Origin of the sequence: Rahnella sp. NRRL B-41462 (assembly GCF_003263525.1) — a bacterium.
Classification (GTDB): domain Bacteria; phylum Pseudomonadota; class Gammaproteobacteria; order Enterobacterales; family Enterobacteriaceae; genus Rahnella; species Rahnella aceris.
In genome coordinates this window covers 1-26,833 of the sequence record NZ_JYDF01000042.1, presented here as the reverse complement: position 1 = coordinate 26,833, position 26,833 = coordinate 1, and the positions used below count along the sequence as shown (strand labels likewise).

Genomic DNA, 26,833 nt, shown 5'->3' with positions numbered 1-26,833 from the left:
TAAGTGACCGGCATTACGCGAGAGCGTCCTTTTTTACCACTGAGGAAAGGTGGTGAGATTTTTACAGTTCGGCGATCAGTATTTTGGAGCGACGCTGGTAGTTGTACATTTCTTGTTTCTGAATCGGCAACACATCCACTTCTGCTGGCTTGAAGCCACGTTCCTGGAACCAGTGAATACTGCGGGTCGTCAGTACGAACAGCCTGTTCAGCCCCATAAGTTTCGCCTGGCTGGCAACGCGTTGCAGTAACATTTCACCGCGTGAAGAGCTACGGTAGTCGGGGTGAACCGCCACGCAGGCCATTTCGCCAATCCCTTCATCATGGAAGGGGTAAAGCGCTGCGCAGGCAATGGTCAGGTTATCCCGCTCGATAATGGTAAATTTATCGATTTCCATTTCCAGCTGTTCGCGGGAACGACGCACCAGAATACCCTGTTGCTCCAGCGGCCGGATAAGTTCCAGAATGCCGCCGATGTCGTTGATGGTTGCACGGCGCACTTGCTCGGCACTTTCCATCACGATTTGCGTACCAATACCGTCTCGCGAGAACAGTTCCTGAACCAGCGCACCGTCTTCCTGATAACTGATCAGGTGACTGCGACGTACACCACTGCGGCAGGCTTTCACCGCGCCGCGCAGGAAGCGAACGGTGCCGGAAAGATAGTCACCGCTGGATTCCATCTGATCAATTCTTTGCTGTGCATCATTAGGGAACAGTTCGGAAATAATATTACCTTCCTCGTTGATTACCCCCTGAGAAGAGCAGAAGCCGATCATTTTTTCCGCTTTCAGTTTGATTGCCAGTTGTGTCGCTACTTCCTCAGAAGTCAGGTTGAAGCTTTCACCGGTAACCGAAACTGCCACCGGGCCAAGCAAGACAATGGCATTGCTGTCGAGCTGACGGTGAATCGCTTCTTCATCAATACGGCGGATACGGCCGCTGTGACAGTAATCAATACCGTCATCGACGCCCAGCGGTTGAGCAATGATAAAATTGCCGCTGACGACGTTGATGTGCGCACCTTGGAGTGGCGTATTATTCAGACTCATCGAAAGTCGCGCTGTGATATCGAGCTGCAGCAGACCTGCGGCTTGCTTAACCAGCTCGAGCGCGCGGGCATCGGTGACGCGGATGTTTTTATGATAAATCGGTTCGTAATTATGCTCAGAAAGGTTCTCATCAATCTGTGGTCGGGCGCCATAAACAACCACCAGACGGATGCCTAAACTGTGTAACAGGCCGATATCATTGACAATATTGCTGAAATTCTCATGTTCAATGGCTTCTCCACCGAGCATGACAACGAATGTTTTGCCACGGTGAGCATTTATATAGGGAACTGAGTGGCGAAATCCCTGGACCAGTTCAGTACTACGTTCCTTCACGGCAAAACCTCGTATGAATTTTTATTCGTAATTTTTGTATTTTTATTCTTTTATGGCCCTGTGGCAAGTAAGAAATCTCTGTTTTTGTTTTAACCCCTATCACAAACATACAACAAATTGATAAATAGACTAAATGTTTAGGAATGACATGCAGGATATGATTCGTTAGAATTCGTAAATTGAGTTTTTTATCATCTTTTTTTAACTTTTGGACCTTTTTGAGACTGCATGACTGACGATACTCACAATCCCGGAAGACGACGCCTCCTGCAAACCGTAGCTGCTTCCTGGATGCTCAGCGTGAGTAAAGTAGGTTTTGCGGCCAGCTCACAGGTTATTGCCGTACGCATCTGGCCCTCGTCTACTTATACCCGAATCACCCTCGAATCCAGCACGCCCTTAAAATATAAGCAGTTTCTGCTCAGTGATCCGCCACGCGTTGTGGTGGATATCGAAGGCGTGCATCTCAACAGTGTGCTCAAGGGACTGGGTGAAAAAATCCAGCAAAGTGATCCTTACATCCGGCAGGCGCGGGTGGGGCAGTTTGATACCAAAACGGTGCGTCTGGTGTTTGAGCTAAAGCGTACAATCAATCCGCATGTCTTCACGCTGAAACCGGTCGCTGAATTCCATAACCGGCTGGTGGTTGATTTGTATCCGCAAGAAGGTGAGATCAGTGCTCAGGATGATCCGCTGCTGGCGTTACTGGAAGATTACAACCGCGGAGATGTCGCGAGAACGTTACCGCCGGAAACGAAGAAAGACGGCCAGGCGGGGCGAAGCCGGCCGCTGGTGATTATGCTTGATCCCGGACATGGCGGTGAAGATCCGGGAGCCGTTGGCAAATACAAGACCCGTGAAAAAGATGTCGTGTTGCAGATTGGCCGCAGATTACAGAAGCTGATTGCGCGTGAACCCAATATGAAAGCGCATATGACCCGCAATGAAGACGTGTTTATTCCGCTCAAAGTCCGCGTGGCAAAGGCACGAAAACTGCGGGCAGACCTTTTTATCTCTATCCACGCAGATGCCTTTACCAGTCGGGCAGCAAGAGGCTCATCGGTTTTTGCGTTGTCGACCAAAGGCGCCACCAGTTCCGCAGCACGTTTTCTCGCACAAACGCAGAATGAATCTGACCTGATAGGCGGCGTCAGTAAAAGTGGCGACCGGTATCTGGATCACACGATGTTTGATCTGGTTCAGACGGCAACCATCAGCGATAGCCTGAAATTTGGCAAAGAAGTGCTGACGCGCATGGGAAAGATTAATCATCTGCACAAAAATAAAGTGGATCAGGCCGGATTCGCGGTATTGAAAGCGCCGGATATTCCGTCGATTCTGGTCGAAACGGCGTTTATCAGTAACATTAATGAAGAGAAAAAATTGCGGACTGCGCATTTTCAGCAGCAGGTGGCGGAGTCAATTCTGGCCGGGATCAAAGCGTATTTCGCACAAGGCGGGATGTCGACGATGGGATGAGTCGCGCGGGGGCGGGGTGATTATTCCGCGCTTCGCCGGAATTCAGATACAAAAAAACACCCGTTAGGGTGCCTGATGTTTTTCACTGATTTTTAGTAGTTGGTTGCGGGGGCCGGATTTGAACCGACGACCTTCGGGTTATGAGCCCGACGAGCTACCAGGCTGCTCCACCCCGCGTCCGTATACTGCTTTAATTCATCGTACAATTCAACCTGGCATTTAATGCATCGATATCGAATTGGTTGCGGGGGCCGGATTTGAACCGACGACCTTCGGGTTATGAGCCCGACGAGCTACCAGGCTGCTCCACCCCGCGTCCGATGGAGGCGAACTATACTCCCCATGAGATTTCGTGCAACCCTTTTTTGAATTTATTCAAATAAAGCACTTAGTTGCTGGCTTTTTATGCACAAAATCGCCGTTTGGTGTTCAATTTGGCTCAGTACACTTTTTTCGGCTGTGGCAATTCCTTTCTGATAGGGCGTTTGTTATCGTTTCGCCAGTCATTTCCCTGAAAGTAAGAGAGCGCGGCAATAATGAAAGGACGTTGGAATAAATATCTGCTGGGTGGTCTGGTGTTAGCGGTGCTGGCGGGGTGTTCTTCGCGACCGACTGACCGGGGCCAGCAGTATAAAGATGGCCGTCTGGATAATGCGCTTGAATATGTGAATGAGCCGAATGCTACAGGCAAGCCGGTAAACGCGCTGGATTACTCTAATCAGGTCGCTGCGGTACAAATTGCCTCTTCTTCTTTATATGGCCGTAATAACACGACATTCCAGGCTGTTGAACAATGGCTGCGCTCCGGGGCTGATACCCGCAATCTTAGCCAGTACGGCATCAGCGCCTATCAGATGGAAGGTGCTGACAATTTTGGTAACGTGCAACTGACCGGCTATTACACGCCAGTTGTGCAGGCGCGCTACACCCGTCAGGGCGAATTCCAGTATCCGCTGTACCGTATGCCGCCTAAACGCGGTCGTCTGCCCGATCGTGCTTCGATTTACTCCGGTGCCCTGAGTGATAACTATGTGGTGGCCTGGACCAACTCCCTGATGGATAACTTTATGATGGAAGTACAGGGCAGCGGTTATGTCGATTACGGCGATGGTCGCCCGTTCATGTTCTTCGGTTATGCGGGCAAGAATGGTCACGCTTACCGCAGTATCGGCAAAGTGCTGATCGACCGCGGTGAAGTGGCGCGTGAGAATATGTCTATGCAGGCGATCCGCCAGTGGGCAGATACTCACAGCCCGGCAGAAGTGCGTGAATTGCTGGAACAGAATCCGTCATTCGTTTTCTTCAAGCCTGAACCTTTCGCGCCAGTTCGCGGTGCCAGCGGTGTGCCGCTGATTGCCAAAGCCTCTGTAGCTTCTGACCGTTCGCTGATCCCGGCGGGTACTACCTTGCTGGCGGAAGTCCCGGAGCTTAACGATAAAGGCAAGTTTACCGGCAAATATCATATGCGTCTGATGGTCGCACTGGATGTCGGTGGGGCGATTAAAGGACAACATTTCGATATGTATCAGGGGATTGGTCCTGACGCTGGCCACTCCGCAGGATTTTATAATCACTATGGACGCGTCTGGGTGTTAAAATCAGCGCAGAACGGCAAGCCGTTGTTCACGGCATACGCGCCATCCAACTAGATTTCAAACGACAAAGTCTTCGAACGCACTGAGGTTTATCTTTTCATGACAGCGACTTACTCCGACGCTTATCAGCAACGTTTTGGCGGAACTGCCCGGCTTTATGGTCAGCAATCGCTGGAGCTGTTCTCGCAGGCGCATATCTGTGTGATTGGTATTGGCGGAGTGGGGTCATGGGCTGCGGAAGCACTGGCCCGCACCGGTATTGGCGCGATCACGCTGATTGATATGGATGATGTGTGTGTGACCAACACCAACCGTCAAATCCATGCGTTACGTGAAAACGTCGGGCAGGCAAAAACGGAAATTATGGCGCAGCGCATTCTGGCGATTAATCCGGAGTGCAAAGTCACCTGCATTGATGATTTTATTACGCCGGATAACGTGGCTGAGATGCTCGATCACGGATTCAGCTATGTCATTGATGCTATCGACAGCGTCCGGCCTAAAGCCGCGCTGCTGGCCTATTGCCGTCGTTATAAAATTCCGGTGGTGACGACGGGCGGTGCGGGTGGTCAGATTGATCCGACCCAAATTGCTGTCGTGGATCTGGCGAAAACCATTCAGGATCCGCTGGCGGCAAAACTGCGTGAACGTCTGAAAAATGATTTCAACGTGGTGAAAAACAGCAAAGGTAAGCTCGGAATTGACTGTGTGTTTTCCAGCGAGCCGTTGATGTATCCGCAGGCTGATGGCTCGGTATGTGCTGCAAAGGCAAGCGCAGAAGGCCCTAAACGCATGGATTGCGCGTCTGGTTTTGGGGCTGCAACGATGGTTACCGCGACGTTTGGTTTTGTCGCGGTATCCCACGTACTGAAGAAGATGATGGCTAAGGCGCAGCGTCAGGCTCAGGCAGCCTGACGAGCCAGGGCGATTACGCCTTCTGCCAGCGCATGAAGCCCGCTGGAGCGGCTGGTACTCAGTTGCTCACGCAACCCCAATACATCAAACAGCGCCAGCGGATCCCGCATTAAAATCTCGTCTGGCGTTTTGCCTTCCACGGCGGTCAGTAGCACTGCCAGCAAACCTTTAACGATCCTTCCTTCGCTGTCACCATAGAAATGCATTGTTCCATTCACCGCTTTTTCCGCGCCTAACCATACCCGGTTTTCACAACCAGACAGCTCATTTTCCGGCGTTTTCAACGTCGTATCCAGTGGCGGCAAAGATTTCGCCAGCAGGATTAACTGACGGTAGCGGTCTTCCCACTGACGGAATGACGCGAATTTTTCGGTCAGTGAGGATTCAGTGATCTCATGGCCGAAAGGATGTGGCGCTAACATGGTATTCCCCAAAGAATGAATTAGTCGGCTAACAGATCGAAAGCATATTTTACTGCCCTGACCAGCCGTATAACGTCCTGTTCATTATTATACGGCGCAAATGAAGCCCGTAATGTTCCGCTGATGCCCAGAGCATCCATCAATGGCTGGGCGCAATGCTGTCCGGCGCGCAAGGCAATGCCTTGTTCAGCCAGCAATGTCACAAGGTCACTGTGATGCACACCGGCGATATCGAATGCCAGAAGTGAGGCATTCTGACAGCGGAAACTGCGGAAACCCTCAATCTGCGTAAGCTGCTCTTCAGCCAGACTCGCCAGATTTTGTGTATATTTCTCTGCCGCTTGCAGATCTACGGTTTTTAACCATTTCAGCGCTGCTGACATCCCGATCACACCGGCAATGTTAGGCGTACCCGCTTCGAAGCGGTGGGGCACGGCCTGCGGTGTAAAACCGGTCATGGAAGCCTGGGTCAGCATTTTCCCGCCGCCCTGCCACGGTGCCATATTCTCGAGCAATTTAGTTTTGCCATACAGCACGCCGATGCCTGTCGGCCCGTAAAGCTTATGGCCGGAGAAGGCATAAAAGTCGATATCGAGTTGTTGAACGTCTGGCGAACAATGAACAACGCCTTGTGCGCCATCGATCAGAACGGGCGTGTCGTTAGCGTGTGCCAGTTCAACGGCACGGGCTATATCGGGTATTCCGCCGGTAACATTCGACATTTGCGTCAGTGCCAGCAAGCGGGTTTTGTTGTTCAGCAGGGCGGAAAGGGCGGTGATATCAGGAATGCCGCACTCATCCACTGGCAGCGTGATCACCTGCGCCTGACATTGTTGTGCGACCATCAGCCACGGAATGAGGTTAGCGTGATGTTCCGCCTGACTGACAATAATCTCATCACCCGGTTGCAGTCGGGGGCGTAGCCAGCTTTGTGCCACCAGATTTATGGACTCCGTGGTTCCCCGCGTCCAGACGATATCTGCGGAATGCGGCGCGTTGATCCACTGCGCCACCAGCCTTCTGGCCTGCTCGTAGTCATCTGTCAGGGCTTGCGCCGCATGATACTGGCTGCGGTGCACGGTGGCTCCTTCCTGAGAGTAGAAATTTACAGTGGCCTCGATCACCGCCTGCGGCTTCAGGGCGGTGGCTGCACTGTCGAGATAACATTGCCCCTGAGACAACGCAGGAAACTGTTGACGAAAATCTGCGGGGTTAAAATCAGTCATACGAAATCAGATCCTTCGGCCTGAGTTAAAAATACAGGTTTATCTGTAACACAAGCCGCTTATTCATTTTAGGAATGGTTACCTGGAAATTCATCAGAGGTTTGTTATGCTGAATTACGAAGACTAGAAGCATTAGCCTGGAGTCTAACCAGGAATTTGAAGCATATTAATCTGCAAGGAGTCTATGATGAAGAAGATCGCCGCCGTAATTTCAGCTGCACTGCTGACGACAACACTTGCCGCCTGTTCGAGCAACTACGTGATGCATACCAACGATGGCCGCACCATTGTTGCTGAAGGCAAACCTAGCACCGACAGTGATACCGGTATGATCAGTTATACCGATGCGTATGGCAATAAGCAGCAGATCAATAAATCTGAAATCAAAGAAATGGCAGAAGGGAATTGATTCCTGACGTGAACACCTTGAGTCAGTCGCTCAGGTAACCTCACATTTTGCTTTGTGACAAAACCGGCTCCTCTTGCGAGGAAGCCGGTTTTGTCACATTATGCGCTCGCCATTCTGCTGCCTGGTGTTTTCTTTGCGTCCTTTATGCAGCAAAAAAAGCAAAAAAAAAAAGCACCGCAAATTGCGGTGCTAAAAAATCACTTTGGACAGACAGGGTAATGTACAGGAAGTGAAAAGTTTGTAGCATTCAAGCTACGCGTCTGGATTGCCAGACAATTGCAAACACAACATCACAACCACAAGCCAAAAGTATTTCAGCATCCTCATACCAATCTACTTTTCGTTCCGGCTCAGGAAGTGGCGCCACTATAGGTTTTTGCCTGTACATCCTCAACGGACAAATTATAATGTCTCGGATTAAAAAAACTAATACCTAAACCCACGGACAGGCGTTCCGCTAACCGGCGAATAAGAAGTATCCATTCTATGTCAAAACGTTTACCGCCTTTGAATTCTCTGCGGGTGTTTGATGCCGCAGCGCGTCACCTTAGTTTTACTAAGGCTGCCGAGGAACTGTTCGTCACGCAGGCCGCTGTTAGCCACCAGATTAAGTCACTTGAGGACTTTTTAGGGTTAAAACTGTTTCGCCGCCGCAATCGCTCTTTGTTACTGAGCGAAGAAGGGCAGAGCTATTATCTGGATATCAAAGAGATATTCTCTGCTCTGAATGAGGCCACACGTAAACTTCAGGCACGCAGTGCCAAAGGCGCGCTGACCGTCAGTTTACCGCCCAGTTTTGCGATTCAATGGCTGGTGCCAAGATTGTCTGGCTTTAACTCAGCTTATCCGGGCATCGATGTACGCATCCAGGCGGTAGACCGTGAAGAAGATAAATTGGCCGACGATGTCGACGTCGCCATATTCCATGGTCGGGGTAACTGGCCGGGGCTACGGGCGAGAGCGATTGTATGCGGAGTATTTACTGCCGGTTTGTTCTCCTTCGTTGCTGATGGGGGATAATCCGCTGAAGGAACCCGCCGATTTAAGTCATCACACACTGCTGCACGATGCTTCCCGTCGGGACTGGCTGGCGTACACCAAACAGCTTGGGTTGCAGCAGGTGAATGTGCAGCAGGGGCCTATTTTCAGCCACAGTGCGATGGTGGTTCAGGCCGCCGTTCACGGGCAGGGTATTGCGCTGGTGAATAATGTCATGGCACAGACTGAGATTGAGGCCGGACGTCTGGTGTGTCCGTTCAGTGAAGTTTTAATTAGTAAAAATGCTTTTTATCTGGTTTGTCATGACAGTCAGGCAGAACTGGGTAAAATAGCCGCCTTTCGTCAGTGGATCCTCGCCCGTGCAGCCAGCGAGCAGGAAAAACTGCGCTTTCGTTTCGATCAGGCCTGATTCCTGGGGATAGAAAGTCCTGAGTCTGCTGATGAGATTGATTAATCAGGTTTTTCATCAGCAAATAACGATAACAGGTAACGCATAATGACCAGTCGTTCAATGTTGATTTTCGCCGCTATCAGCGGTTTTATCTACGTCGCTTTCGGTGCTTTTGGCGCACATGTGTTGAGCCAGTCGCTCGGCGAAGCGGAAATGGCATGGATCCATACCGGGTTAACTTATCAAAGCATTCATACGCTGGTAGTGATGATTCTGGGTGTTGCGATGCAGCGCCAGCGCAATGTGTGGTTCTACTGGAGCAGCGCCTTTTTAGCGCTGGGAACCGTTTTATTCAGCGGCAGCCTTTATTGTCTGGCGCTGTCACATCTCCGTTTGTTCGTTTTTGTCACTCCGATTGGCGGTACCTTGTTCCTGGTCGGTTGGATTTTGTTGTTGATCGGCGCATTGCGCCTGAAGAAAAAGGCCGAACGCCATGAATAAACTTGCTCTCTACTGCCGTCAGGGTTTTGAAAAAGAATGCGCAGCAGAAATTACTGACAAAGCTGCGAAGATGGAAATCTTCGGTTTTGCCCGCGTGAAAGAAAACAGCGGTTATGTGCTGTTTGAATGCTATCAACCAGATGATGCTGACCGTATCGCCAAAGAACTGCCCTTCCGCGAGCTGATTTTTGCCCGTCAGTTGATCGTGGTGGGAGAGTTGCTGAAAGATTTGCCGCCGGAAGATCGTGTTTCTCCGATTGTCGGCATGGTTCAGAACGTGATTACCAACGGTGGTGAGCTTCGCGTTGAAGTGCCTGATACCAATGAAAGCAAAGAGCTGACCAAGTTCTGCCGCAAACTGACTGTGCCGCTGCGTTCCGCGATGCGCGAATGCAAAGTGCTGGGCAAGAAAGAGAATGCGCTGCGTCCGGTAGTGCATGTGTTCTTTATCGCCCCGGGTTGCTGCTATGTGGGGTATTCCTACAGCAATAACAATTCACCGTTCTATATGGGTATTCCGCGCCTCAAGTTTCCTTCCGAAGCGCCAAGCCGTTCAACGCTGAAACTGGAAGAAGCTTTCCATGTCTTTATTCCGGCTGATGAGTGGGATGAACGTCTGGCAAGTGGCATGTACGCGGTGGATTTAGGCGCGTGTCCTGGCGGCTGGACGTATCAGCTGACACAACGCAGCATGATGGTCACGGCTGTCGACAACGGTCCGATGGCACCCAGCCTGATGGAAACCGGTCAGGTGATTCATCTGCGTGAAGACGGCTTCCGTTACAAATCCACCAGCACTAAGAACTACTGGCTGGTGTGTGACATGGTCGAAAAACCGGCTAAAGTGGCTGCGCTGATGTGTGACTGGCTGGTCAACGGCTGGTGCCGTGAGGCGATCTTTAACCTGAAGTTGCCGATGAAAAAGCGTTACGAAGAAGTCTCTAATATTCTTGAACGCATCGACGAACGTCTGAAAGAAAATGGCGTGAATGCCGAGATCTTCGCGAAGCAGCTTTATCACGATCGCGAAGAAGTCACCGTGCATATCCGCCGTTTCTGGTCGGCTATTGGCGGACGCCGCGACGAGCGTGATCGCTGATACTCGTCATACTTTGAACTGCAGGGGCGTGGGCTGCGTGCGTTCGCCCGAATCACTTACTTGCCACCTGCCTGCAATTCAAATTATTCAGAGTATCCTTCCTGAACACTTGCGTTTGAGAAGTGCTTTTTTATGGCAAACGCAGTTGCTGCAAATTGCCATCCAGCGCGACGTCGGTTTGCAGCGTTGATACACGTTTGCAGGCATACGCCAGTTCACGGTGCTCTTCGAGTTTTTTACGCCATTTTTCCGGCACGCCTTCCAGATTGTCGTAAAGCTCATCCAGCGATCCGGTCTGCGTCAGTAACGTGACCGCCGTCTTCGGGCCTATTCCCGGCACTCCCGGGATTTTACTGCTGCTGATCCCGGCCAGACCCCAGTAATCGGTGAGTTGCTGTGGCAATACGCCAAACGTTTCCTGAACAAACGGCATATCCAGCCAGCGTTTCTGGAAGTAATCGCGGATCTGAATATTGGGTGCCAGTAACTGACAGTACCCTTTATCGGTTGAAACGATGGTGACCTGATGGCCGCCGGATGACACTTTCGCGGCCAGTGTTGCCGCCAGGTCGTCTGCTTCATTACCTGCAGAATGCCAGCAGGCAATGCCTAGCCCTTCAAAACCGGCTTTCAGGCTGGGCATTTCCGCAACCAGATTATCTGGCATTGGTGAGCGCCCGGCTTTGTAGTCGGGCAGACACTGATGACGCCAACTGTCTGCCCGGTCATCTTCGTCAAATACGGCAACGGCATGTGTGGGCTGAGTATGCTGAATCAGCTGACCTATGGCGTTCTGGCAGGTAATCAGACAAGGCGAACCCTGAACCGCATGGATACGGCGGATCAGGTTCAGGGCATCAATAATCAGCAGATGTATTGCCATGTTAATCTCCATAATAAAGGCGACTCGCGTCGCCCTTAGATCTGCTTTAGAAGTGTGACTTGCCGTGTGATCGGTCGGTCAGGCACAAATCTCATAGCAAGGAATATATGCGCTGCCCGGCAATTTCATACGGTGCTGGGCGACGAAACCTTGCAGCAGGCTGTCCATTTTTTTCATTAAAGCCGGATCGCCGTGCAGCTTGAAGCGACCATGTTTTTCGATGGCGTGGATCCCAAATTCTTTCACGTTACCGGCCACAATACCGGAGAAGGCGCGGCGCAGTGCGGCGGCCAGTTCCTGCGGTGGCTGGTTAGGATAAAGATTCAGGTTCGCCATGTTTTCATGATTCGGTTCGAACGGGTGCTGCAAATCGGGCGCAATGCGAATCGACCAGTTGAAACTGTAGGCATCTCCGCTGTTACGACGGTTTTCTTTCACCAGCGGCATGGCGCGTTTCATCTGACGGGCGACTTCTGTCGGATCGTCGATGATGATGGTGTAGAACTTACAGGCTTCTTCACCCAGCGTTTCTTTAATGAAGGCATCAAGAACGTGGAAGTAATCCGCGCTTTCTTTCGGGCCGGTGAGGATCAGCGGTAAAACCTGATCGCTGTTTTCCGGATCCATCAGAATGCCCAGCAGATACAGTAATTCTTCTGCGGTACCTACACCGCCAGGGAAGATAATGATCCCGTGCGCAATGCGCACGAACGCCTCAAGCCGTTTTTCGATATCCGGCATGATGATCAGTTCGTTGACCAGTGGATTAGGCGGCTCAGCAGCAATAATCGACGGTTCTGTCATGCCGATAAAGCGGCCGGCTTTGTAGCGCTGTTGCGCGTGGCCGACGGCGGCGCCTTTCATCGGGGCTTCCATTGCGCCCGGGCCACAGCCGGTACAAATGTTCAGTTCACGCAGACCCAGCTGACTGCCGACGTTACGGGCATACTGATATTCAATTTCATTAATTGAATGTCCGCCCCAGCAAACCACCATGTTCGGATCTTCATCCAGATGCAGGGCGCGGGCATTGCGTAAGATAGAGAACACCAGATTGGTCAGATGCGCTGAGTTTTTGGTATTCAGGTGCTGAAAACGACCGGCGTTGTCAATTTGCCCGCTCACGAACAGAATATCGCGCAGTACAGCAAACAGGTTGGCCTGTAATGAGCGGATAATCCGGCCATCCACAAATGCGTCTTCCGGTGGGTTTACCAGTTCCAGTTTCACGCCACGCTCTCTGCGCAGCACATTGATATCAAAGCTTTCGTAACGGTCGAGAAGCTCTTTACTGCTGTCAGTCTGGCTGCCGCTGTTAAGCACGGCCAGTGAACAATTTCGGAAAAGACGATAGAGGTCGCTGCTCGCAGTACGTTTGAGCATGTCGACTTCCAGCTGCGACAACAAATCCATTGAGCCTAACGGGCTGATATGTGTAATCAAAGTTGCTCCTTGACACCAACGGGTGCAGTGATTCTTTCTGCTACCTGATTGCGGCGCATGATTTTTCGGATCATATTTTTTGCGCCGTACGCGATTTAACAGTAACCCCGTCATCAGGCTTTTACCAATGCTGACAGAGCGTTAGCTCAGTTCTTGAGCAACGTCTCGCATTATTGTCTGACAAGTCGCGCGGTTGCAGGTTCAAACGGGAAGTTGGATCTCCATGGATTGATGTCCAGACCACCGCGGCGTGTATAGCGCGCATAAACGGCAAGCTTTTCCGGCTGGCAGAAACGCAGCAAATCATTAAAGATGCGTTCAACGCATTGTTCGTGGAATTCATTGTGATGGCGGAAAGAAACCAGGTAACGCAGCAGCGCTTCATGGTCGATTTTCGGGCCGCGATATTGGACCTGAACGGAACCCCAGTCTGGCTGATGGGTGATCAGGCAGTTGGATTTCAGCAGATGACTGACCAGCGACTCTTCAACGATCTCAGCACCTTTAGCATTGGCCAGATAATCCGTGCTGAACTCGTAACTGTCGATCTCAATATCCTGCTCATCAATGCAAACACCGTCAAAATGCCCAACCGCTGAACCTTCAATCTCAGACAGACGGCTGACGCTCACCGTGACTTCGCCTTGCGCGCAGGCGCTTAAATCACGGGTTAATGTTTCCTTGACCGCCTGCCAGTCCGCGAAAACGGTCTGGTTGAAGCTGTTCAGATAGAGCTTGAAGCTTTTGGATTCGATCAGATTCTGGCTGTTGGCATTCAGACTGATTTCACCCACGGCAACCTGCGGCAGGCCTTTGGCATTGAGCCACGACAGTTCATACAGCGTCCAGATATCTGCGCCATGAAACGGTAAGTTGTCCGGATATAAACCCAGCGGTTCACGGTTCATGCTGCGCGGAACGGCCTGCAATAAAGACGCGTCGTATTGATCGACATAAGCCGTACTTTTACCCAGCGTCAGTTGCGCCAGGGCGGGGTTATCCTGATATGAGGACATGCTGTCACCTTACGAAATAGGTACAATAGAGAATAATCCCTAGTTTACCCCAGCCTTGCCGGAAGATGAGAGAATTATGGAGTCTGAAGTTTCTGTAGCATTGCGTGAATTTACTCAACGTTATGTCGATCTCTGGCAACAGGAAACCGGCATGCCGCCCGCCAGTGAAGCCCTTTTTGGTGTAGATTCGCCGTGCGTGGTCAAAACAGATGAAGACAAGGTCTTCTGGCTAACGCAGACGTTTACCCCAGATGCGACCTTGCAAAATGTAGAACGGGCGCTGGAATTACAGTTGCGTCCCGAGGCGCATGAGTTTTACACGACACAGTATGCAGGGGACATGACCGCCAGCTGGCAGGGAAATCCGCTGACGTTGTTGCAGGTCTGGAGCCAGGAAGATTTCACCCGTTTGCAGGAAAATCTGATCGGGCATCTGGTCACGCAAAAGAGGCTGAAGCTGACACCTACCCTTTTTCTGGCGACCACAGATTCCGAGCTGGATCTGGTTTCGTTATGCAATGTGACCGGTAATGTCGTGCTGGAACAGTTCGGCAGTAAAAAACGAACTATACTCTCGCCATCGTTATCAGAATTCCTTACAATGCTGACCGCTGTTTGTCCCGCCTGAGCAACATCATCTGAACGACCCATCCCGCAGAGCACAAATGGCTCACAAGCGTGTGAGAGATCTCTCACAAAGGCTGTAAGAGATCTCGCTAATTTGACTTAATTACTTCCTGGTTAAAATAATTTTCATAAATGAAATCAATTAGTTGGTTGATTTATTGGTTGTGAGACGGCTTACGCCCGCTGAGGTTGGCTTACAGCCTGCCTTGCTCCCAAGGCCGAAATCAACGATTCTAGTCAGGCACTAAGGAAGCATGAAGCAGAACATCAGGATGATGGCTGATTCATAAAAAAGGGGACGGCTCAGGAAGAGTCAGGACGGCATCGGATTATGCCAGGATGTTTCAGGACGAAACCAGGGACACCTCCAGGACGGAGAAGAGAGCTCACAAAGGAAGCTGAGCGGGTCACAGATGACCAAGGGACATCAGTCAGGATGACTTAGGACAGACCGTCAGGATGAAAGTTGGACGATGCAAAGGACAGCCGGTTAGGATAACCGCAGGAAAAGTTTTCAGGGATTGAGCAGGGAGCACTCAGGTAGCTGGATTGCTATAAAACGAACCGGGGGCACTGTGAAAACAGTGCCCCCAACTTTTATGTCTATAAAAATTACTTCTGTAAAATCTTCCTTCCAGCCCAAAGCGCCAGCCATTCCTCAGCCGATCGCCCCCAAGACATCATCCTGCCCCTGCTTTTTCGGCAACAGGAATAAAGTGGCAAAAATATCCAGCAGATAAATCGCGGCCAGCAAGGTAATTGCTGCGGTAAATGACACCTGTGCCACCAGCATGCCGATCACCAGCGGGCCAAAACCACCGACGCCACGTCCGAGATTAAATAACAGATTCTGGGCCGTCGCCCGGACACGTACCGGATAGAGATCGGAAATCAGGCCGCCGTAACCGCCAATCATGCCATTCACGAACATCCCCATCAGCGCGCCTGCGAACAACATCAGTGTCGGGTCAGACAGCTGCGCGTAACACACCACCATCACGACAGCGCCAATCTGATAAATCAGGAAGATTTTCCAGCGCGGGAAACGATCCGACAACATGCCGAACAGCCAGATGCCGAAGGTCATACCGACAACCGTCACGGCGGTCCACAGGCCAGATTTGGTCAGTGAGAAGCCAAAGTTTTTCGACAGATAACTCGGCATCCAGATCATCAGCCCGTAATAGCCAAAGTTCTGCACAGAACACAGGATCAGAATGCCGATACTGGCTTTCGTCGTGACTTTATCGCGGAACAGTAACTTAATGCGGCTAAACAGTGAGCCATCATTATTGCTGGCAGTGTGTTTTACGAAGGCTTCCGGTTCGCCCATTGTGCGGCGGATAAGGAAAGAGGCCAGTGCCGGTAACAGTCCGACCAGGAACATACCGCGCCAGCCGATAATGCCCAACAGCATCGGTGTCAGGAAGGCGGCCATTAGCACGCCGAGCTGCCAGCCCATGCCGACATAAGCCGAGGCGCGGTTACGTTTTTCCGCCGGCCACGCTTCTGCAATCAGCGCCATGCCGATACCAAATTCACCGCCCAGGCCGACACCGGCCAGCGTGCGATAGATCAGTAAATCCCAGTACCCTTGTGCGAAAGCGCATAAGCCGGTGAAGAGGGAGAACATCAGAATGGTGAAGGTCAGTACCCGGATGCGGCCGAAACGATCGCTGATGGGCCCGAAAATGACACCGCCCAGTACGGCACCAATCAGGGTCCAGGTCACCAGCGAACCACTTTGTGAGGAAGACAAACCAAATTCGCTGGTAATAGCCGGGAGCATGAAACCGAGGATCAATAAATCAAATCCGTCCATGGCGTAGCCGGTGACGGAGGCCAGCATGGCTTTTGCCGGTGTTGCGTGTGCTTTTTGAATGTGTTGTGCGGACATGTGGACAGATCTGTAAAGAAAAAAGTGGCGGTAGTTTGCCCGTAACGGGCGTTTATCGCTACCACGAAAAACTTATGGTTGGATAGATAAATTGGATAGGATGCAGAAAGTTGGGGCATCAGTCCTTCAATGTTATGCTTTGCGCCCCCCGGCGGAGGCTGCCCGGGGCCATGAACGAAGAGAGTCATTGATGAATATAGAAAACCAGGTTCGCCAGATTTTAGAAGATATCGAGCAGGTCATGCGTGATGAAAAATTGTGGCACGCCACGCCGCCGGAAGCGGAAGCCTTTGAAAGCAAAGAGCCGTTTTCAGTGGATACCCTGTCTGCTGAACAATGGCTCCAATGGGTGCTGGTTCCCCGTATGTACGCGTTGCTGGAGGCCCAGGCACCAATGCCAACCCGTTTTGCTATCACCCCCTATTTTGAAGTGGCGATGCCTGAAGCACTCCGTTTGCTGACTCAGCTGCAACGCCTTGACGATTTGCTGAACATAGAAGACTGACATGCTGGAAATTTTGTATCAGGACGAACATCTGATCGCAGTAAATAAACCTGCGGGTATGCTGGTTCATCGCAGCTGGCTGGACCGCCATGAAACGGTGTTTGTGATGCAAACATTGCGTGATCAGATTGGTCAGCATGTGTTTACGGTTCACCGGCTGGATAAGCCGACGTCGGGCGTTTTGCTGCTGGCGCTGTCCAGTGACGTGGCGCGTTTGCTGTCGCAGCAGTTTGAAAATAACCAGATGAGCAAGGTGTATCATGCCGTGGTTCGCGGGTATGTGCCGCAAGACGGTACCCTCGATTACGCGCTGACGGAAGAGCTTGATAAAATCGCCGATAAGTTTGCCAGTCCGGATAAAGCGCCACAGCCTGCGGTCACGCATTATCGCGTGGTGGCTCAGGTCGAGATGCCCGTGGCTGTTGGTCGTTATGATACGGCCCGTTATAGCCTGGTAGAACTGAAACCAGAAACCGGTCGTAAACATCAGCTGCGCAGGCATATGTCGCATCTGCGTCACCCGATAATCGGAGACAGCGCGCACGGTGATTTAAAGCAAAACCGGGGTATGACGCAGCATTTCGGCTGTTCCGGGCTGATGCTGCACGCCAGTCATATGCAATTGCCTCATCCGGTTACGGGTGAGCCGTTGTCGATTCAGGCGCGCTGGGATCATCGCTGGCAAAATGTGGTGACACAGTTTGGCTGGCAGGGAAAAATCCCTGAGCTTGAAAGGGTTGAGTTTGCAGAAACTTGCCGTCAGGATAGTGCACAAATTTAGTCCCTTTGATTGAAATATTGGCATCACACAGGAGTGAAACCCATGGCAGAAGTCGGAATTTTTGTCGGTACGGTATACGGCAATGCGTTACTGGTGGCAGAGGAAGCGGAAACCGTGCTGAAAGGCCAGGGTCATGACGTGAAACTGTTTGAAGAAGGCACGCTTGAAGCCTGGCAATATTACCGTCATCACTTTGTGCTGATTGTGACGTCGACTACCGGTCAGGGGGATTTGCCGGACAGCATCGCGCCTTTGTATGTCGCCATCCGTGACACCGTGGGCTATCAGCCGGAGTTGCGTTACGGCATGATTGCGCTGGGTGATATCAGCTACGATCATTTCTGTGGCGGCGGCCATAAGCTGGATGATTTATTGCAGGAACAAGGCGCATCGCGCATTGGCGAAATGCTGGAAATTGACGCCATGGAAACTGCCGAACCGGAAACCGTTGCGATTCCGTGGGTGGAAAAATGGGGACAGTTGCTTAAATAACGTCACACCCTTTGCCGTTCTGCGCGCAAGAAATAAAAAGGTCAGGCAAACGCCTGACCTTTTTTGTATTCACATCTTCTGACCGGAATTTATCAGCGGCCGTTGGTGAGTTTTTCCAGATCAGATTCAATCTCAGAAATTTTATTCGCCACGACAGATTCAAGATGGCGTAAGTCATCCAGAATTTTACGTTTCAGATCCACTTCTACCTGATCACGCTGACAGATTTGATCCAGCTCATCAATCACATAGCGCAGATTTGGGCTGATCTCATGAATTTCTTTATAACCCTGACCGGCATTATCGGCAACGATGGTTTTACGCTGGCGCGGGTATTTAAACTTCACGCTTTTAGCAAAAAACTCGCCTTTATCTCTGCGGAAATAGATCTTCAGAATATCGTTATTGGCCTCCTGACGCAGGCTGTAACGATCAATATCGTCGGGATTATTAATGCCCAGGCTTTTCAGATTGTCATACATAGCGCCACCTTCGTTTAGGAGAAAATCAGAGTGTCATGATGAACTGAACGGCGGCTTTAATCATTGATTAATTGCACAGTTTGCCGTTTAGAAGATAAAAAAATAGCGGGTTATTTTTTAAAACAATACCCGCTATTTTTAAGTTTAGTCGATTGTGCGCAATAACTCATTCAGGCCGGTTTTGCCCAGAGTTTTCGCATCTACTTTCTTGACGATGACAGCGCAGTACAGGCTGTATTTACCGTCTTTAGAAGGCAGGTTGCCGGAAACCACTACGGAGCCCGCTGGTACGCGGCCGTAATGCACTTCACCGGTTTCACGGTCATAGATTTTGGTGCTCTGGCCGATGTAAACACCCATGGAAATCACCGAGCCTTCTTCCACGATCACGCCTTCAACGATTTCTGAACGCGCGCCGATGAAGCAGTTGTCTTCGATGATAGTCGGGTTCGCCTGAAGTGGCTCCAGAACGCCGCCGATACCTACGCCACCGGACAGATGAACGTTTTTACCGATCTGCGCACAAGAACCGACAGTCGCCCAGGTATCAACCATGGTGCCTTCATCAACGTAAGCGCCGATGTTGACATAAGAAGGCATCAGCACGGTGTTGCGTGCAATGAATGCGCCTTTACGCACGGCAGCAGGTGGCACCACGCGGAAACCTTCACGCTGGAAACGCGCTTCATCGTAGTCAGCGAATTTCATGGGCACTTTATCGAAGTAACGGCTCTCACCGCCTTCCATCACCTGGTTGTCATTGATTCTGAACGAGAGCAGTACCGCTTTTTTCAGCCACTGATGCGTCACCCATTCGCCATCAATCTTCTCAGCAACGCGCAATTCGCCGCTGTCGATTTTGCTGATAACTTCAGTGATAGCGTCGCGCGTTACGCTGTCAACGTTAGCCGGAGTAATGTCTGCACGGCGCTCGAAGGCTTGTTCAATAACGGTTTGTAGTTGCTGCATCCTGTTCTCTTTCCTGAATTGGTTTTAAAAGATAGTGGTACTTGTATCACATTTTATCGCCAGGGTTGAGTGCCTCAGTTAACCGGCGTGTGATTTCCTGGCGAGTTTGCTTATCCAGCGCACGACGCTCGCCATTTGCCAGAATAAATAAGTCCTCTACGCGTTCGCCGATGGTCGAGATGCGCGCACCGTGCAGCGACAGGCCGAGATCAGAGAAGACTTCCCCGACGCGTGCCAGCAGACCGGGTTGATCCAGCGACACCAGTTCCATATACGTCCGGCGGTCGGTATGCGTCGGCAGGAAACTGACTTCGGTCTGCACGCTGAAATGACGCAGTTTCGGCGAAGGACGTCGCGCACGCGGCGGCTGATAAGCCTGCGTCATCGACTGTTCCAGCGCGTAACGAATGGCTTCATGCCGGTCTTGCGCCAGCGGGCTGCCGTCCGGTTCCAGTACAATGAAAGTATCCATCGCCATGCCGTCGCGATTGGTGAAAATCTGCGCGTCATGAATGCTCAGGTTACGCCTGTCCAGCTCACCGGCGACGGTGGCAAACAGATACGGTCGGTCAGGGCTCCAGATAAATATCTCGGTCCCGCCTCGCGTTGCCTGACGGCTGACCAGCACCAGCGGTTTGGTGGAGTCATGTTCCAGCAGGTGTCTTGCGTGCCATGCCAGTTGATTGGGTGAATGGCGCAGGAAATAATCCGCCCGGCAGCGGCTCCAGATACGGTGCAGCGCTTCTTCATCAATATTATCCATACGCAGCAATGCCAGCGCCTGAAGGCGGTGATGACGCACGCGCTCGCGAAGATCCGGCGTATTTTGCATGCCGCGGCGCAATTGCTTTTCGGTGGCAAAATACAGTTCGCGTATCAGGCTTTGTTTCCAGCTGTTCCACAGGGTTTCATTGGTAGCACAGATATCGGCAACGGTCAGGCTGACCAGATAGCGAAGGCGAACTTCGGTCTGCATTTCTGCGGCGAACTGCTGGATTTCATTAGGATCCTGAATATCGCGGCGCTGCGCCGTCACTGACATCAGCAAGTGACAGCGAACCAGCCACGAGACCAACTGGGTTTCACGGGAATTCAGCCCGTGCAGTTCGGCAAATTCCAGCACATCCTGCGCGCCGAGAATCGAGTGATCACCACCGCGGCCTTTGGCAATATCGTGGAACAGGGCAGCCATCAGCAACAGTTCAGGCTGTGGCAGCCGCGGATACAGCTCCACACATAATGGATGCTTTGGCCGGGTTTCTTCATGAGCAAAGCTTTCAAGTTTTTGCAGCACACGAATGGTATGTTCATCGACTGTGTACGCGTGGAACAAGTCGAATTGCATCTGCCCGACGATCTGCCCCCATTGCGGCATATATGCCCACAGCACGCTATGGCGGTGCATCGGCACCAGCGCGCGTGACACGGCGCCCGGATGGCGCAGGATCGACATAAACATTTCGCGCGCCTGCGGGATCATGCATAGCGGCTCTTTGAGATGTCGACGGGCATGGCGCAGCAGGCGGACGGTGGTGGAGTAAATCCCTTTGATTTCGCGATGGCGCACCATCAGGTGGAACATGCTGATGATAGTTTCCGGACGGCGGTCAAAGAGCGTGCTGTCCCGCAGATCAATCAGATCGCCACGCAGTTGGAAATCTTCATCGAGCGGCCGTGGTTTTTCATTCGGGCCGATGGCCAGAATCGCTTCATCGAACAACTGCAATAACATCTGATTCAGCTCGCCGACCCGGCGGGTCATGCGGTAGAAATCTTTCATCATGCGTTCGACGGGCTGATTGCCTTCGCCCTGATATTGCAGCAATTGCGCCACACTTTGCTGGCGGTCGAACAGCAGACGGTTGTCGTAGCGGGGCAGCAGCAAATGCAGGGCAAAACGGATTCGCCACAGGAAACTCTGACATTCCAGCAGTTCGTTGCGCTCAGCTTTGGTCAGAAAACCAAAGGCCACCATTTCGTCCAGCGATGTGGCGCCAAAATGACGACGGGCTACCCATAAAATGGTGTGAATGTCGCGCAGGCCGCCGGGGCTGCTTTTGATATCTGGCTCAAGGTTATAACTGGTGCCGTGATAACGCAGATGGCGTTCATTTTGTTCATCAATTTTGGCGCGGAAGAAGTTTGGCGAAGGCCAGAATCCGTCGCTGAAAATGTGTTTCTGCATACTGAGAAACAGCGCGACATCGCCGCAGATCAGGCGGGATTCGATCAGGTTGGTGGCTACGGTTAAATCAGCCAATCCTTCCAGCAGACATTCTTCCAGCGTACGCACGCTGTGTCCGACTTCCAGCTTAACGTCCCACAGCAAGGTAATCAGTTCACCGATGCGCAATGCCTGTTCATCGTTAAGCCGTTTCTGGCTGAGCACCAGAACATCGATATCCGATAAAGGATGCAATTCGCCGCGCCCGTAGCCGCCTACGGCCACCATCGCGGTTTCCGGAATATTGTCGAAGCCGTAGAAGGTCCACAGACGCTGTAACAGCTGATCGATGTAATGCGTCCGTGCGTCTACCAGTTCTTCAGCCTGTTGCCCGGCATTGAAGGCATCCGCCAGCCATGCCTGAAACTGTTCCATATGCTGTTTCAGGCTCTGACGGTTTAAATCGTCGTCCGGATAGACAGAAGGGGAGGCCGGTTGTAGCGGAAAAGTACGGGCGAGATCCTGCGTGGTTTGCAGTAGTACGCTCTTTTCAGCCGGGAAGTTTTCAATCATGGGTGCGCAGCCCTACACGTGAGAGACCAATAAACGTGAAAGATAAAAAAAACCGGCTTTCGCCGGCTTGATTCACAGATTTATACCCTCTCCGCAGAGCGGGTGACTGTTTAGTCGTGCGTCAGGATAGCCGGAATGGTGTCATCCTTACGCAGCGTCATAATTTCACAACCGTTATCTGTCACCACAATAGTATGCTCGTACTGAGCCGACAAGCTGCGATCTTTAGTTTTTACTGTCCAGCCGTCTTTCATGGTGCGGATACGGTAATCGCCTGCGTTGACCATCGGTTCAACGGTAAACGCCATACCCGCCTGAAGCACAACACCGCCGTCATCCGCATCGTAATGCAGTACCTGAGGCTCCTCGTGGAAACCCTCACCGATGCCGTGACCGCAATATTCGCGTACCACAGAGAATTTCTCGGCTTCAACGAACTTCTGGATCTCTTTACCCAACGTGCGCAGGCGGATACCAGGCTTGATCAGGCGCAGTGCGATATACAGGCTTTCCTGCGTGATACGGCAAAGACGCTCACCCAGAATCGTCGGTTTACCCGCGATGAACATTTTGGAGGTGTCACCATGGAAACCATCCTTAATGACCGTGACATCAATGTTGACGATGTCGCCATCTTTCAAAATTTTGTCTTCGCTCGGAATACCGTGGCACACCACTTCGTTAACGGAAATACAGACAGATTTCGGGAAGCCGTGGTAATCCAGGCAGGCAGAAACCGCCTGTTGCTTGTTCACGATGTGATCGGCACAAATGCGATCCAGCTCGCCGGTGCTGACGCCCGGTTTAACGAAAGGCTCAATGATTTCCAGCACTTCCGCGGCCAGACGGCCAGCAACGCGCATTTTTTCGATGTCTTCAGGGGTTTTGATTGAAATAGCCATGTGTTGTCCTGCGGGTTCTGTGCATCAGGTGTGCTTTATTTCTACACCGATGTCGTCAATAATTAGCTGTGGCTTATGGTATCAGCCCTGATATTTGCTGCCAAACTATCATTTCCCGGGAAGCAATCCGGTGAACAAAAGTTGCTGCCGGGCCGTTATTTATGGTATAAAGCGCGCCGGCAATCCGCTCTGGGTCTTACGACTCTGAGGGATTAAAGCCAAAATCACTCATTGTGTACTTATTAACGTAAGTAATAACACACACGTATCGACACATACGCCGGGGTGCCTTGGGAATTCGTTCTGCAGGGTCGGTTGTATGGGATACGTGGAGGCATAACCCCAACTACTTAATAGAGGTTTTATCATGGCAACTGTTTCCATGCGCGACATGCTCAAGGCCGGTGTTCACTTCGGTCACCAAACCCGTTACTGGAACCCGAAAATGAAGCCATTCATCTTCGGCGCTCGTAACAAGGTTCACATCATCAACCTTGAGAAAACTGTTCCAATGTTCAACGAAGCTCTGGCTGAGTTGCAGAAGATCTCCTCCCGTAAAGGTAAGATCCTGTTCGTTGGTACTAAACGCGCAGCAAGCGAAGCGGTAAAAGAAGCTGCACACAACTGCGACCAGTTCTTCGTGAACCATCGCTGGTTGGGCGGCATGCTGACTAACTGGAAAACAGTTCGTCAGTCCATCAAACGTTTGAAAGATCTGGAAATTCAGTCTCAGGACGGCACCTTCGAGAAGCTGACCAAGAAAGAGGCGCTGATGCGTACTCGTGAACTGGCTAAGCTGGAAAACAGCCTGGGTGGTATCAAGGATATGGGTGGTCTTCCTGATGCTCTGTTCGTTATCGATGCTGATCACGAACACATTGCAATCAAAGAAGCTAACAACCTGGGTATCCCGGTATTCTCCATTGTTGATACCAACTCCGATCCGGATGGCGTTGACTTTGTTATCCCAGGTAACGATGACGCAATCCGTGCAGTAAATCTGTACCTGAGCGCTGTTGCTGCCACTGTTCGTGAAGGCCGTTCGCAAGATCTGGCTGTTCAGGCAGAAGAAAGCTTCGTAGAAGCTGAATAATAAGGCAAGCTCAGCAGAGCCCTTATTAACCAGGTATTGAAATATGTTGGTTAGGGGGCCTTTATTGGCCCCCTTTGCTTATCTTAAATGCGAGAAATATCTCACCGCAAAAACCCTTTTTGCACTGAGATAATCGAGGAAAATACAATGGCTGATATTACCGCTGCCCTGGTAAAAGAACTGCGCGAACGTACTGGCGCTGGCATGATGGATTGTAAGAAAGCTCTGGTTGAAGCTAACGGCGACATCGAGCTGGCAATTGAAAACATGCGTAAATCTGGCGCGATCAAAGCGGCGAAAAAAGCAGGCAACGTAGCTGCTGACGGCGTGATCAAAACCAAAATCGAAGGTAGCTTCGGCGTGATTCTGGAAGTTAACTGCCAGACTGACTTCGTGGCTAAAGATGCTGGTTTCCAGGCTTTCGCTGACAAAGTACTGGACGCTGCTGTTGCAGGCAAAGTGACTGACGTTGAAGTCCTGAAAGCTCAGTTCGAAGAAGAACGTATTCAGCTGGTTGCTAAAATCGGTGAGAACATCAACATTCGCCGCGTTCAAATCCTTGAAGGCGACGTGTTGGGCAGCTACCTGCACGGCGCTCGTATCGGCGTTCTGATTGCTGCTAAAGGCGCTGATGAAGAACTGGTTAAGCAAATTGCTATGCACGTTGCAGCAAGCAAACCAGAATTCGTTAAGCCTGAAGATGTGTCTGCCGAAGTGGTAGAAAAAGAGTACCAGGTTCAGCTGGACATCGCGATGCAGTCTGGCAAGCCAAAAGAGATTGCAGAGAAAATGGTTGAAGGCCGCATGAAGAAATTCACCGGCGAAGTTTCTCTGACTGGTCAGCCTTTCGTTATCGACCCAAGCAAAACTGTGGGCCAGGTTCTGAAAGAACATAGCGCTGACGTGACTAACTTCATCCGCTTCGAAGTGGGCGAAGGTATCGAGAAAGTTGAGACTGACTTTGCTGCTGAAGTTGCAGCAATGACTAAACAGTCTTAATCAGTATCTGATACACCCTAAAATGGAACCGCTGCGAAAGGGCGGTTCCGTTTTATCCAGCCCCAAATTCCTATTACATTGTGCGTGAATGTCATTCAGACAGCGCTATGATGTAAAGACTGACTATCCATTAAGACACATTGCTTCTAGGACAGACACCATGGCTACCAATGCGAAACCCGTTTATCAACGTATCCTGCTCAAACTCAGTGGCGAAGCCCTGCAGGGTAGTGAAGGTTTTGGTATCGACGCGAGTGTATTAGATCGCATGGCTCAGGAAGTAAAAGAGCTGGTCGAACTCGGCATTCAGGTAGGTGTTGTGATCGGCGGCGGTAACTTGTTCCGTGGCGCGGGTCTGGCACAGGCGGGCATGAATCGTGTTGTAGGCGACCATATGGGTATGCTGGCGACTGTCATGAATGGCCTGGCAATGCGTGATGCATTACACCGCGCCTATGTTAACGCACGCCTGATGTCTGCAATCCCTTTGAACGGTGTTTGTGATAATTACAGCTGGGCAGAAGCCATCAGCTTGCTGCGTCATAACCGTGTGGTGATTTTCTCCGCCGGTACCGGCAATCCTTTCTTTACCACTGACTCAGCAGCGTGTCTGCGCGGGATCGAAATCGAAGCTGATGTGGTATTAAAAGCGACCAAAGTTGACGGCGTATATTCTGCCGACCCGGTGAAAAATCCGGAAGCGACACTCTACGAAACACTGACCTATCAGGAAGTGTTGGAACAGGAATTGAAAGTGATGGATCTGGCGGCCTTCACGCTGGCCCGCGATCACAATCTGCCAATTCGCGTTTTCAACATGAATAAGCCTGGTGCACTGCGTCGCGTGGTGATGGGTGAAAATGAAGGAACGCTGATTTCTAAAGCGGAGTGATCCTTCACAATTGAACATTACGTTCAGCCAGCCTCTGCTGGCATGAGTATTCACGGACTATACTGATGTTATGGTCTGCCAGGTAATCAGCTTTCAAAGGTTCACAACGTGATTAACGAAATCAAAAAAGACGCTGAAATTCGCATGGAAAAATGCGTTGAATCATTCAAAACGCATATCAGCAAAATCCGTACCGGCCGTGCATCTCCGGGCATCCTGGATGGCATCATGGTGGAATACTACGGTTCAGCAACGCCTCTGCGTCAGCTGGCACAGGTGACGGTGGAAGATTCCCGTACTCTGGCAATCTCTGTTTTTGACCGCTCTATCAGCGCTGCTGTTGAAAAAGCGATCATGACCTCTGATTTGGGTCTGAACCCGTCTTCTGCAGGCGCGACAATTCGTGTTCCATTGCCAGCGCTGACCGAAGAACGTCGTAAAGACTTGATCAAAGTGGTGCGTGGCGAAGCAGAGCAGGGCCGTGTCTCTGTCCGTAACGTCCGCCGCGATGCGAACGATAAAACCAAAGCACTGTTGAAAGATAAAGAAATCAGCGAAGACGAAGATCGCCGTTCCCAGGACGATATTCAGAAACTGACTGATATTTTCATCAAGAAAATCGACGTTGCTCTGAGCGAGAAAGAAGCCGAGTTAATGGAGTTCTAATCCGGCTTGAATTTCTTCCAAAGCGC

25 protein-coding genes, 2 tRNA genes and 1 pseudogene are annotated in these 26,833 nt (G+C 51.3%); 15 read left to right on the top strand and 13 right to left on the bottom strand.

The genetic code is table 11. The features are described 5' to 3' along the window. Positions 1-61: 61 nt before the first annotated feature. On the bottom strand, positions 62-1,387 hold the full coding sequence (gene argA / locus UC14_RS11455; protein ID WP_013574171.1) for an amino-acid N-acetyltransferase: 1,326 nt from the start codon (positions 1,385-1,387) through the stop codon (positions 62-64). Positions 1,388-1,615: 228 nt separating this feature from the next. Here argA and amiC point away from each other — a divergent pair, with 228 nt between their 5' ends. Further along, positions 1,616-2,866: an N-acetylmuramoyl-L-alanine amidase AmiC gene (amiC, locus tag UC14_RS11450; RefSeq protein ID WP_112197717.1), complete on the top strand. Its 1,251-nt coding sequence runs from the start codon at positions 1,616-1,618 to the stop codon at positions 2,864-2,866. A 100-nt stretch (positions 2,867-2,966) separates the two neighbouring features. On the opposite strand, the gene UC14_RS11445 is transcribed toward amiC, so the two are convergent. Next, a tRNA-Met gene (locus UC14_RS11445) sits at positions 2,967-3,043 on the bottom strand. 62 nt (positions 3,044-3,105) lie between these two features. Next, a tRNA-Met gene (locus UC14_RS11440) sits at positions 3,106-3,182 on the bottom strand. Positions 3,183-3,402: 220 nt separating this feature from the next. On the opposite strand from UC14_RS11440, the gene mltA reads away from it, so the two are divergent. Both mltA and tcdA read left to right on the top strand, forming a co-directional pair. Continuing rightward, complete coding sequence (gene mltA / locus UC14_RS11435; protein WP_112152498.1) at positions 3,403-4,515, top strand: murein transglycosylase A; 1,113 nt, start codon at positions 3,403-3,405, stop codon at positions 4,513-4,515. A gap of 45 nt (positions 4,516-4,560) precedes the next feature. Then, positions 4,561-5,376 (top strand): tRNA cyclic N6-threonylcarbamoyladenosine(37) synthase TcdA, encoded by an 816-nt coding sequence (gene tcdA, locus UC14_RS11430; protein WP_037035155.1) that lies wholly within the window; start codon positions 4,561-4,563, stop codon positions 5,374-5,376. On the opposite strand, the gene csdE is transcribed toward tcdA, so the two are convergent. Together csdE and csdA are read right to left on the bottom strand one after the other, a co-directional pair. Then, the gene (gene csdE / locus UC14_RS11425; RefSeq protein WP_037035153.1) at positions 5,364-5,798 is read right to left on the bottom strand and encodes a cysteine desulfurase sulfur acceptor subunit CsdE; all 435 of its coding nucleotides are present in this window, start codon (positions 5,796-5,798) and stop codon (positions 5,364-5,366) included. The genes tcdA and csdE overlap by 13 nt on opposite strands. Before the next feature lie 20 nt (positions 5,799-5,818). Continuing rightward, positions 5,819-7,024: a cysteine desulfurase CsdA gene (csdA, locus tag UC14_RS11420; RefSeq protein WP_112197716.1), complete on the bottom strand. Its 1,206-nt coding sequence runs from the start codon at positions 7,022-7,024 to the stop codon at positions 5,819-5,821. Positions 7,025-7,211: 187 nt separating this feature from the next. Here csdA and UC14_RS11415 point away from each other — a divergent pair, with 187 nt between their 5' ends. The 4 genes and pseudogenes from UC14_RS11415 (at position 7,212) to rlmM (ending at position 10,423) form a co-directional block, all read left to right on the top strand. Then, entirely contained in the window at positions 7,212-7,433 is a 222-nt protein-coding gene (locus tag UC14_RS11415) for a YgdI/YgdR family lipoprotein (protein WP_013574177.1), read from the top strand. Between the two features lie 486 nt (positions 7,434-7,919). Beyond that, positions 7,920-8,841: pseudogene (locus UC14_RS11410) on the top strand (transcriptional regulator GcvA). Positions 8,842-8,928: 87 nt separating this feature from the next. After that, positions 8,929-9,324 (top strand): DUF423 domain-containing protein, encoded by a 396-nt coding sequence (locus UC14_RS11405; protein WP_013574179.1) that lies wholly within the window; start codon positions 8,929-8,931, stop codon positions 9,322-9,324. After that, a complete protein-coding gene (gene rlmM, locus UC14_RS11400) occupies positions 9,317-10,423 on the top strand; it encodes a 23S rRNA (cytidine(2498)-2'-O)-methyltransferase RlmM (protein ID WP_013574180.1) in 1,107 nt (368 codons plus the stop codon). The genes UC14_RS11405 and rlmM overlap by 8 nt, the downstream gene beginning before the upstream one ends. A 130-nt stretch (positions 10,424-10,553) precedes the next feature. Here the strand turns inward: rlmM and xni are convergent, their stop codons facing one another. From xni to queF, 3 genes are all read right to left on the bottom strand, one after another. Further along, a complete protein-coding gene (xni, locus tag UC14_RS11395; protein WP_013574181.1) occupies positions 10,554-11,306 on the bottom strand; it encodes a flap endonuclease Xni in 753 nt (250 codons plus the stop codon). Between the two features lie 78 nt (positions 11,307-11,384). Beyond that, positions 11,385-12,749, bottom strand: a complete 1,365-nt coding sequence (ppnN, locus tag UC14_RS11390) for a nucleotide 5'-monophosphate nucleosidase PpnN (protein ID WP_013574182.1) — start codon at positions 12,747-12,749, stop codon at positions 11,385-11,387. A 170-nt stretch (positions 12,750-12,919) separates the two neighbouring features. Further along, entirely contained in the window at positions 12,920-13,765 is an 846-nt protein-coding gene (gene queF / locus UC14_RS11385; RefSeq protein WP_112152495.1) for an NADPH-dependent 7-cyano-7-deazaguanine reductase QueF, read from the bottom strand. Positions 13,766-13,841: 76 nt separating this feature from the next. Between queF and syd the strand changes: the two genes are divergently transcribed. Then, positions 13,842-14,393, top strand: a complete 552-nt coding sequence (gene syd, locus UC14_RS11380) for a SecY-interacting protein (protein WP_013574184.1) — start codon at positions 13,842-13,844, stop codon at positions 14,391-14,393. Between the two features lie 657 nt (positions 14,394-15,050). Here the strand turns inward: syd and UC14_RS11375 are convergent. Next, positions 15,051-16,289, bottom strand: coding sequence for an MFS transporter (locus UC14_RS11375; protein WP_013574185.1), 1,239 nt, complete (start codon positions 16,287-16,289; stop codon positions 15,051-15,053). Positions 16,290-16,479: 190 nt separating this feature from the next. Here UC14_RS11375 and UC14_RS11370 point away from each other — a divergent pair, with 190 nt between their 5' ends. Genes UC14_RS11370 through UC14_RS11360 form a run of 3 tightly spaced genes read left to right on the top strand, consistent with a single transcriptional unit; the run spans position 16,480 to position 18,067 of the window. Further along, positions 16,480-16,794 (top strand): YqcC family protein, encoded by a 315-nt coding sequence (locus UC14_RS11370; protein WP_013574186.1) that lies wholly within the window; start codon positions 16,480-16,482, stop codon positions 16,792-16,794. A gap of 1 nt (position 16,795) precedes the next feature. Continuing rightward, on the top strand, positions 16,796-17,575 hold the full coding sequence (gene truC, locus UC14_RS11365) for a tRNA pseudouridine(65) synthase TruC (RefSeq protein WP_013574187.1): 780 nt from the start codon (positions 16,796-16,798) through the stop codon (positions 17,573-17,575). A gap of 42 nt (positions 17,576-17,617) precedes the next feature. Beyond that, on the top strand, positions 17,618-18,067 hold the full coding sequence (locus UC14_RS11360) for a flavodoxin (protein ID WP_013574188.1): 450 nt from the start codon (positions 17,618-17,620) through the stop codon (positions 18,065-18,067). 92 nt (positions 18,068-18,159) lie between these two features. Here UC14_RS11360 and UC14_RS11355 read toward each other — a convergent pair whose 3' ends face one another. From UC14_RS11355 to map, 4 genes are all read right to left on the bottom strand, one after another. Next, positions 18,160-18,549 (bottom strand): DUF3461 family protein, encoded by a 390-nt coding sequence (locus UC14_RS11355; RefSeq protein ID WP_013574189.1) that lies wholly within the window; start codon positions 18,547-18,549, stop codon positions 18,160-18,162. Positions 18,550-18,693: 144 nt separating this feature from the next. Then, positions 18,694-19,518, bottom strand: a complete 825-nt coding sequence (gene dapD / locus UC14_RS11350) for a 2,3,4,5-tetrahydropyridine-2,6-dicarboxylate N-succinyltransferase (RefSeq protein ID WP_013574190.1) — start codon at positions 19,516-19,518, stop codon at positions 18,694-18,696. 46 nt (positions 19,519-19,564) lie between these two features. Beyond that, positions 19,565-22,255: a bifunctional uridylyltransferase/uridylyl-removing protein GlnD gene (gene glnD, locus UC14_RS11345; protein WP_013574191.1), complete on the bottom strand. Its 2,691-nt coding sequence runs from the start codon at positions 22,253-22,255 to the stop codon at positions 19,565-19,567. A gap of 110 nt (positions 22,256-22,365) precedes the next feature. Further along, positions 22,366-23,157: a type I methionyl aminopeptidase gene (gene map, locus UC14_RS11340; RefSeq protein ID WP_013574192.1), complete on the bottom strand. Its 792-nt coding sequence runs from the start codon at positions 23,155-23,157 to the stop codon at positions 22,366-22,368. A 367-nt stretch (positions 23,158-23,524) separates the two neighbouring features. Here map and rpsB point away from each other — a divergent pair, with 367 nt between their 5' ends. The 4 genes from rpsB (at position 23,525) to frr (ending at position 26,807) form a co-directional block, all read left to right on the top strand. Further along, the gene (rpsB, locus tag UC14_RS11335; protein ID WP_013574193.1) at positions 23,525-24,250 is read left to right on the top strand and encodes a 30S ribosomal protein S2; all 726 of its coding nucleotides are present in this window, start codon (positions 23,525-23,527) and stop codon (positions 24,248-24,250) included. Positions 24,251-24,397: 147 nt separating this feature from the next. Then, complete coding sequence (gene tsf, locus UC14_RS11330) at positions 24,398-25,249, top strand: translation elongation factor Ts (RefSeq protein ID WP_112197715.1); 852 nt, start codon at positions 24,398-24,400, stop codon at positions 25,247-25,249. A gap of 160 nt (positions 25,250-25,409) precedes the next feature. Continuing rightward, on the top strand, positions 25,410-26,141 hold the full coding sequence (gene pyrH / locus UC14_RS11325; protein WP_013574195.1) for a UMP kinase: 732 nt from the start codon (positions 25,410-25,412) through the stop codon (positions 26,139-26,141). A gap of 108 nt (positions 26,142-26,249) precedes the next feature. Beyond that, positions 26,250-26,807, top strand: coding sequence for a ribosome recycling factor (frr, locus tag UC14_RS11320; protein WP_013574196.1), 558 nt, complete (start codon positions 26,250-26,252; stop codon positions 26,805-26,807). The last annotated feature ends 26 nt before the right edge of the window (positions 26,808-26,833 follow it).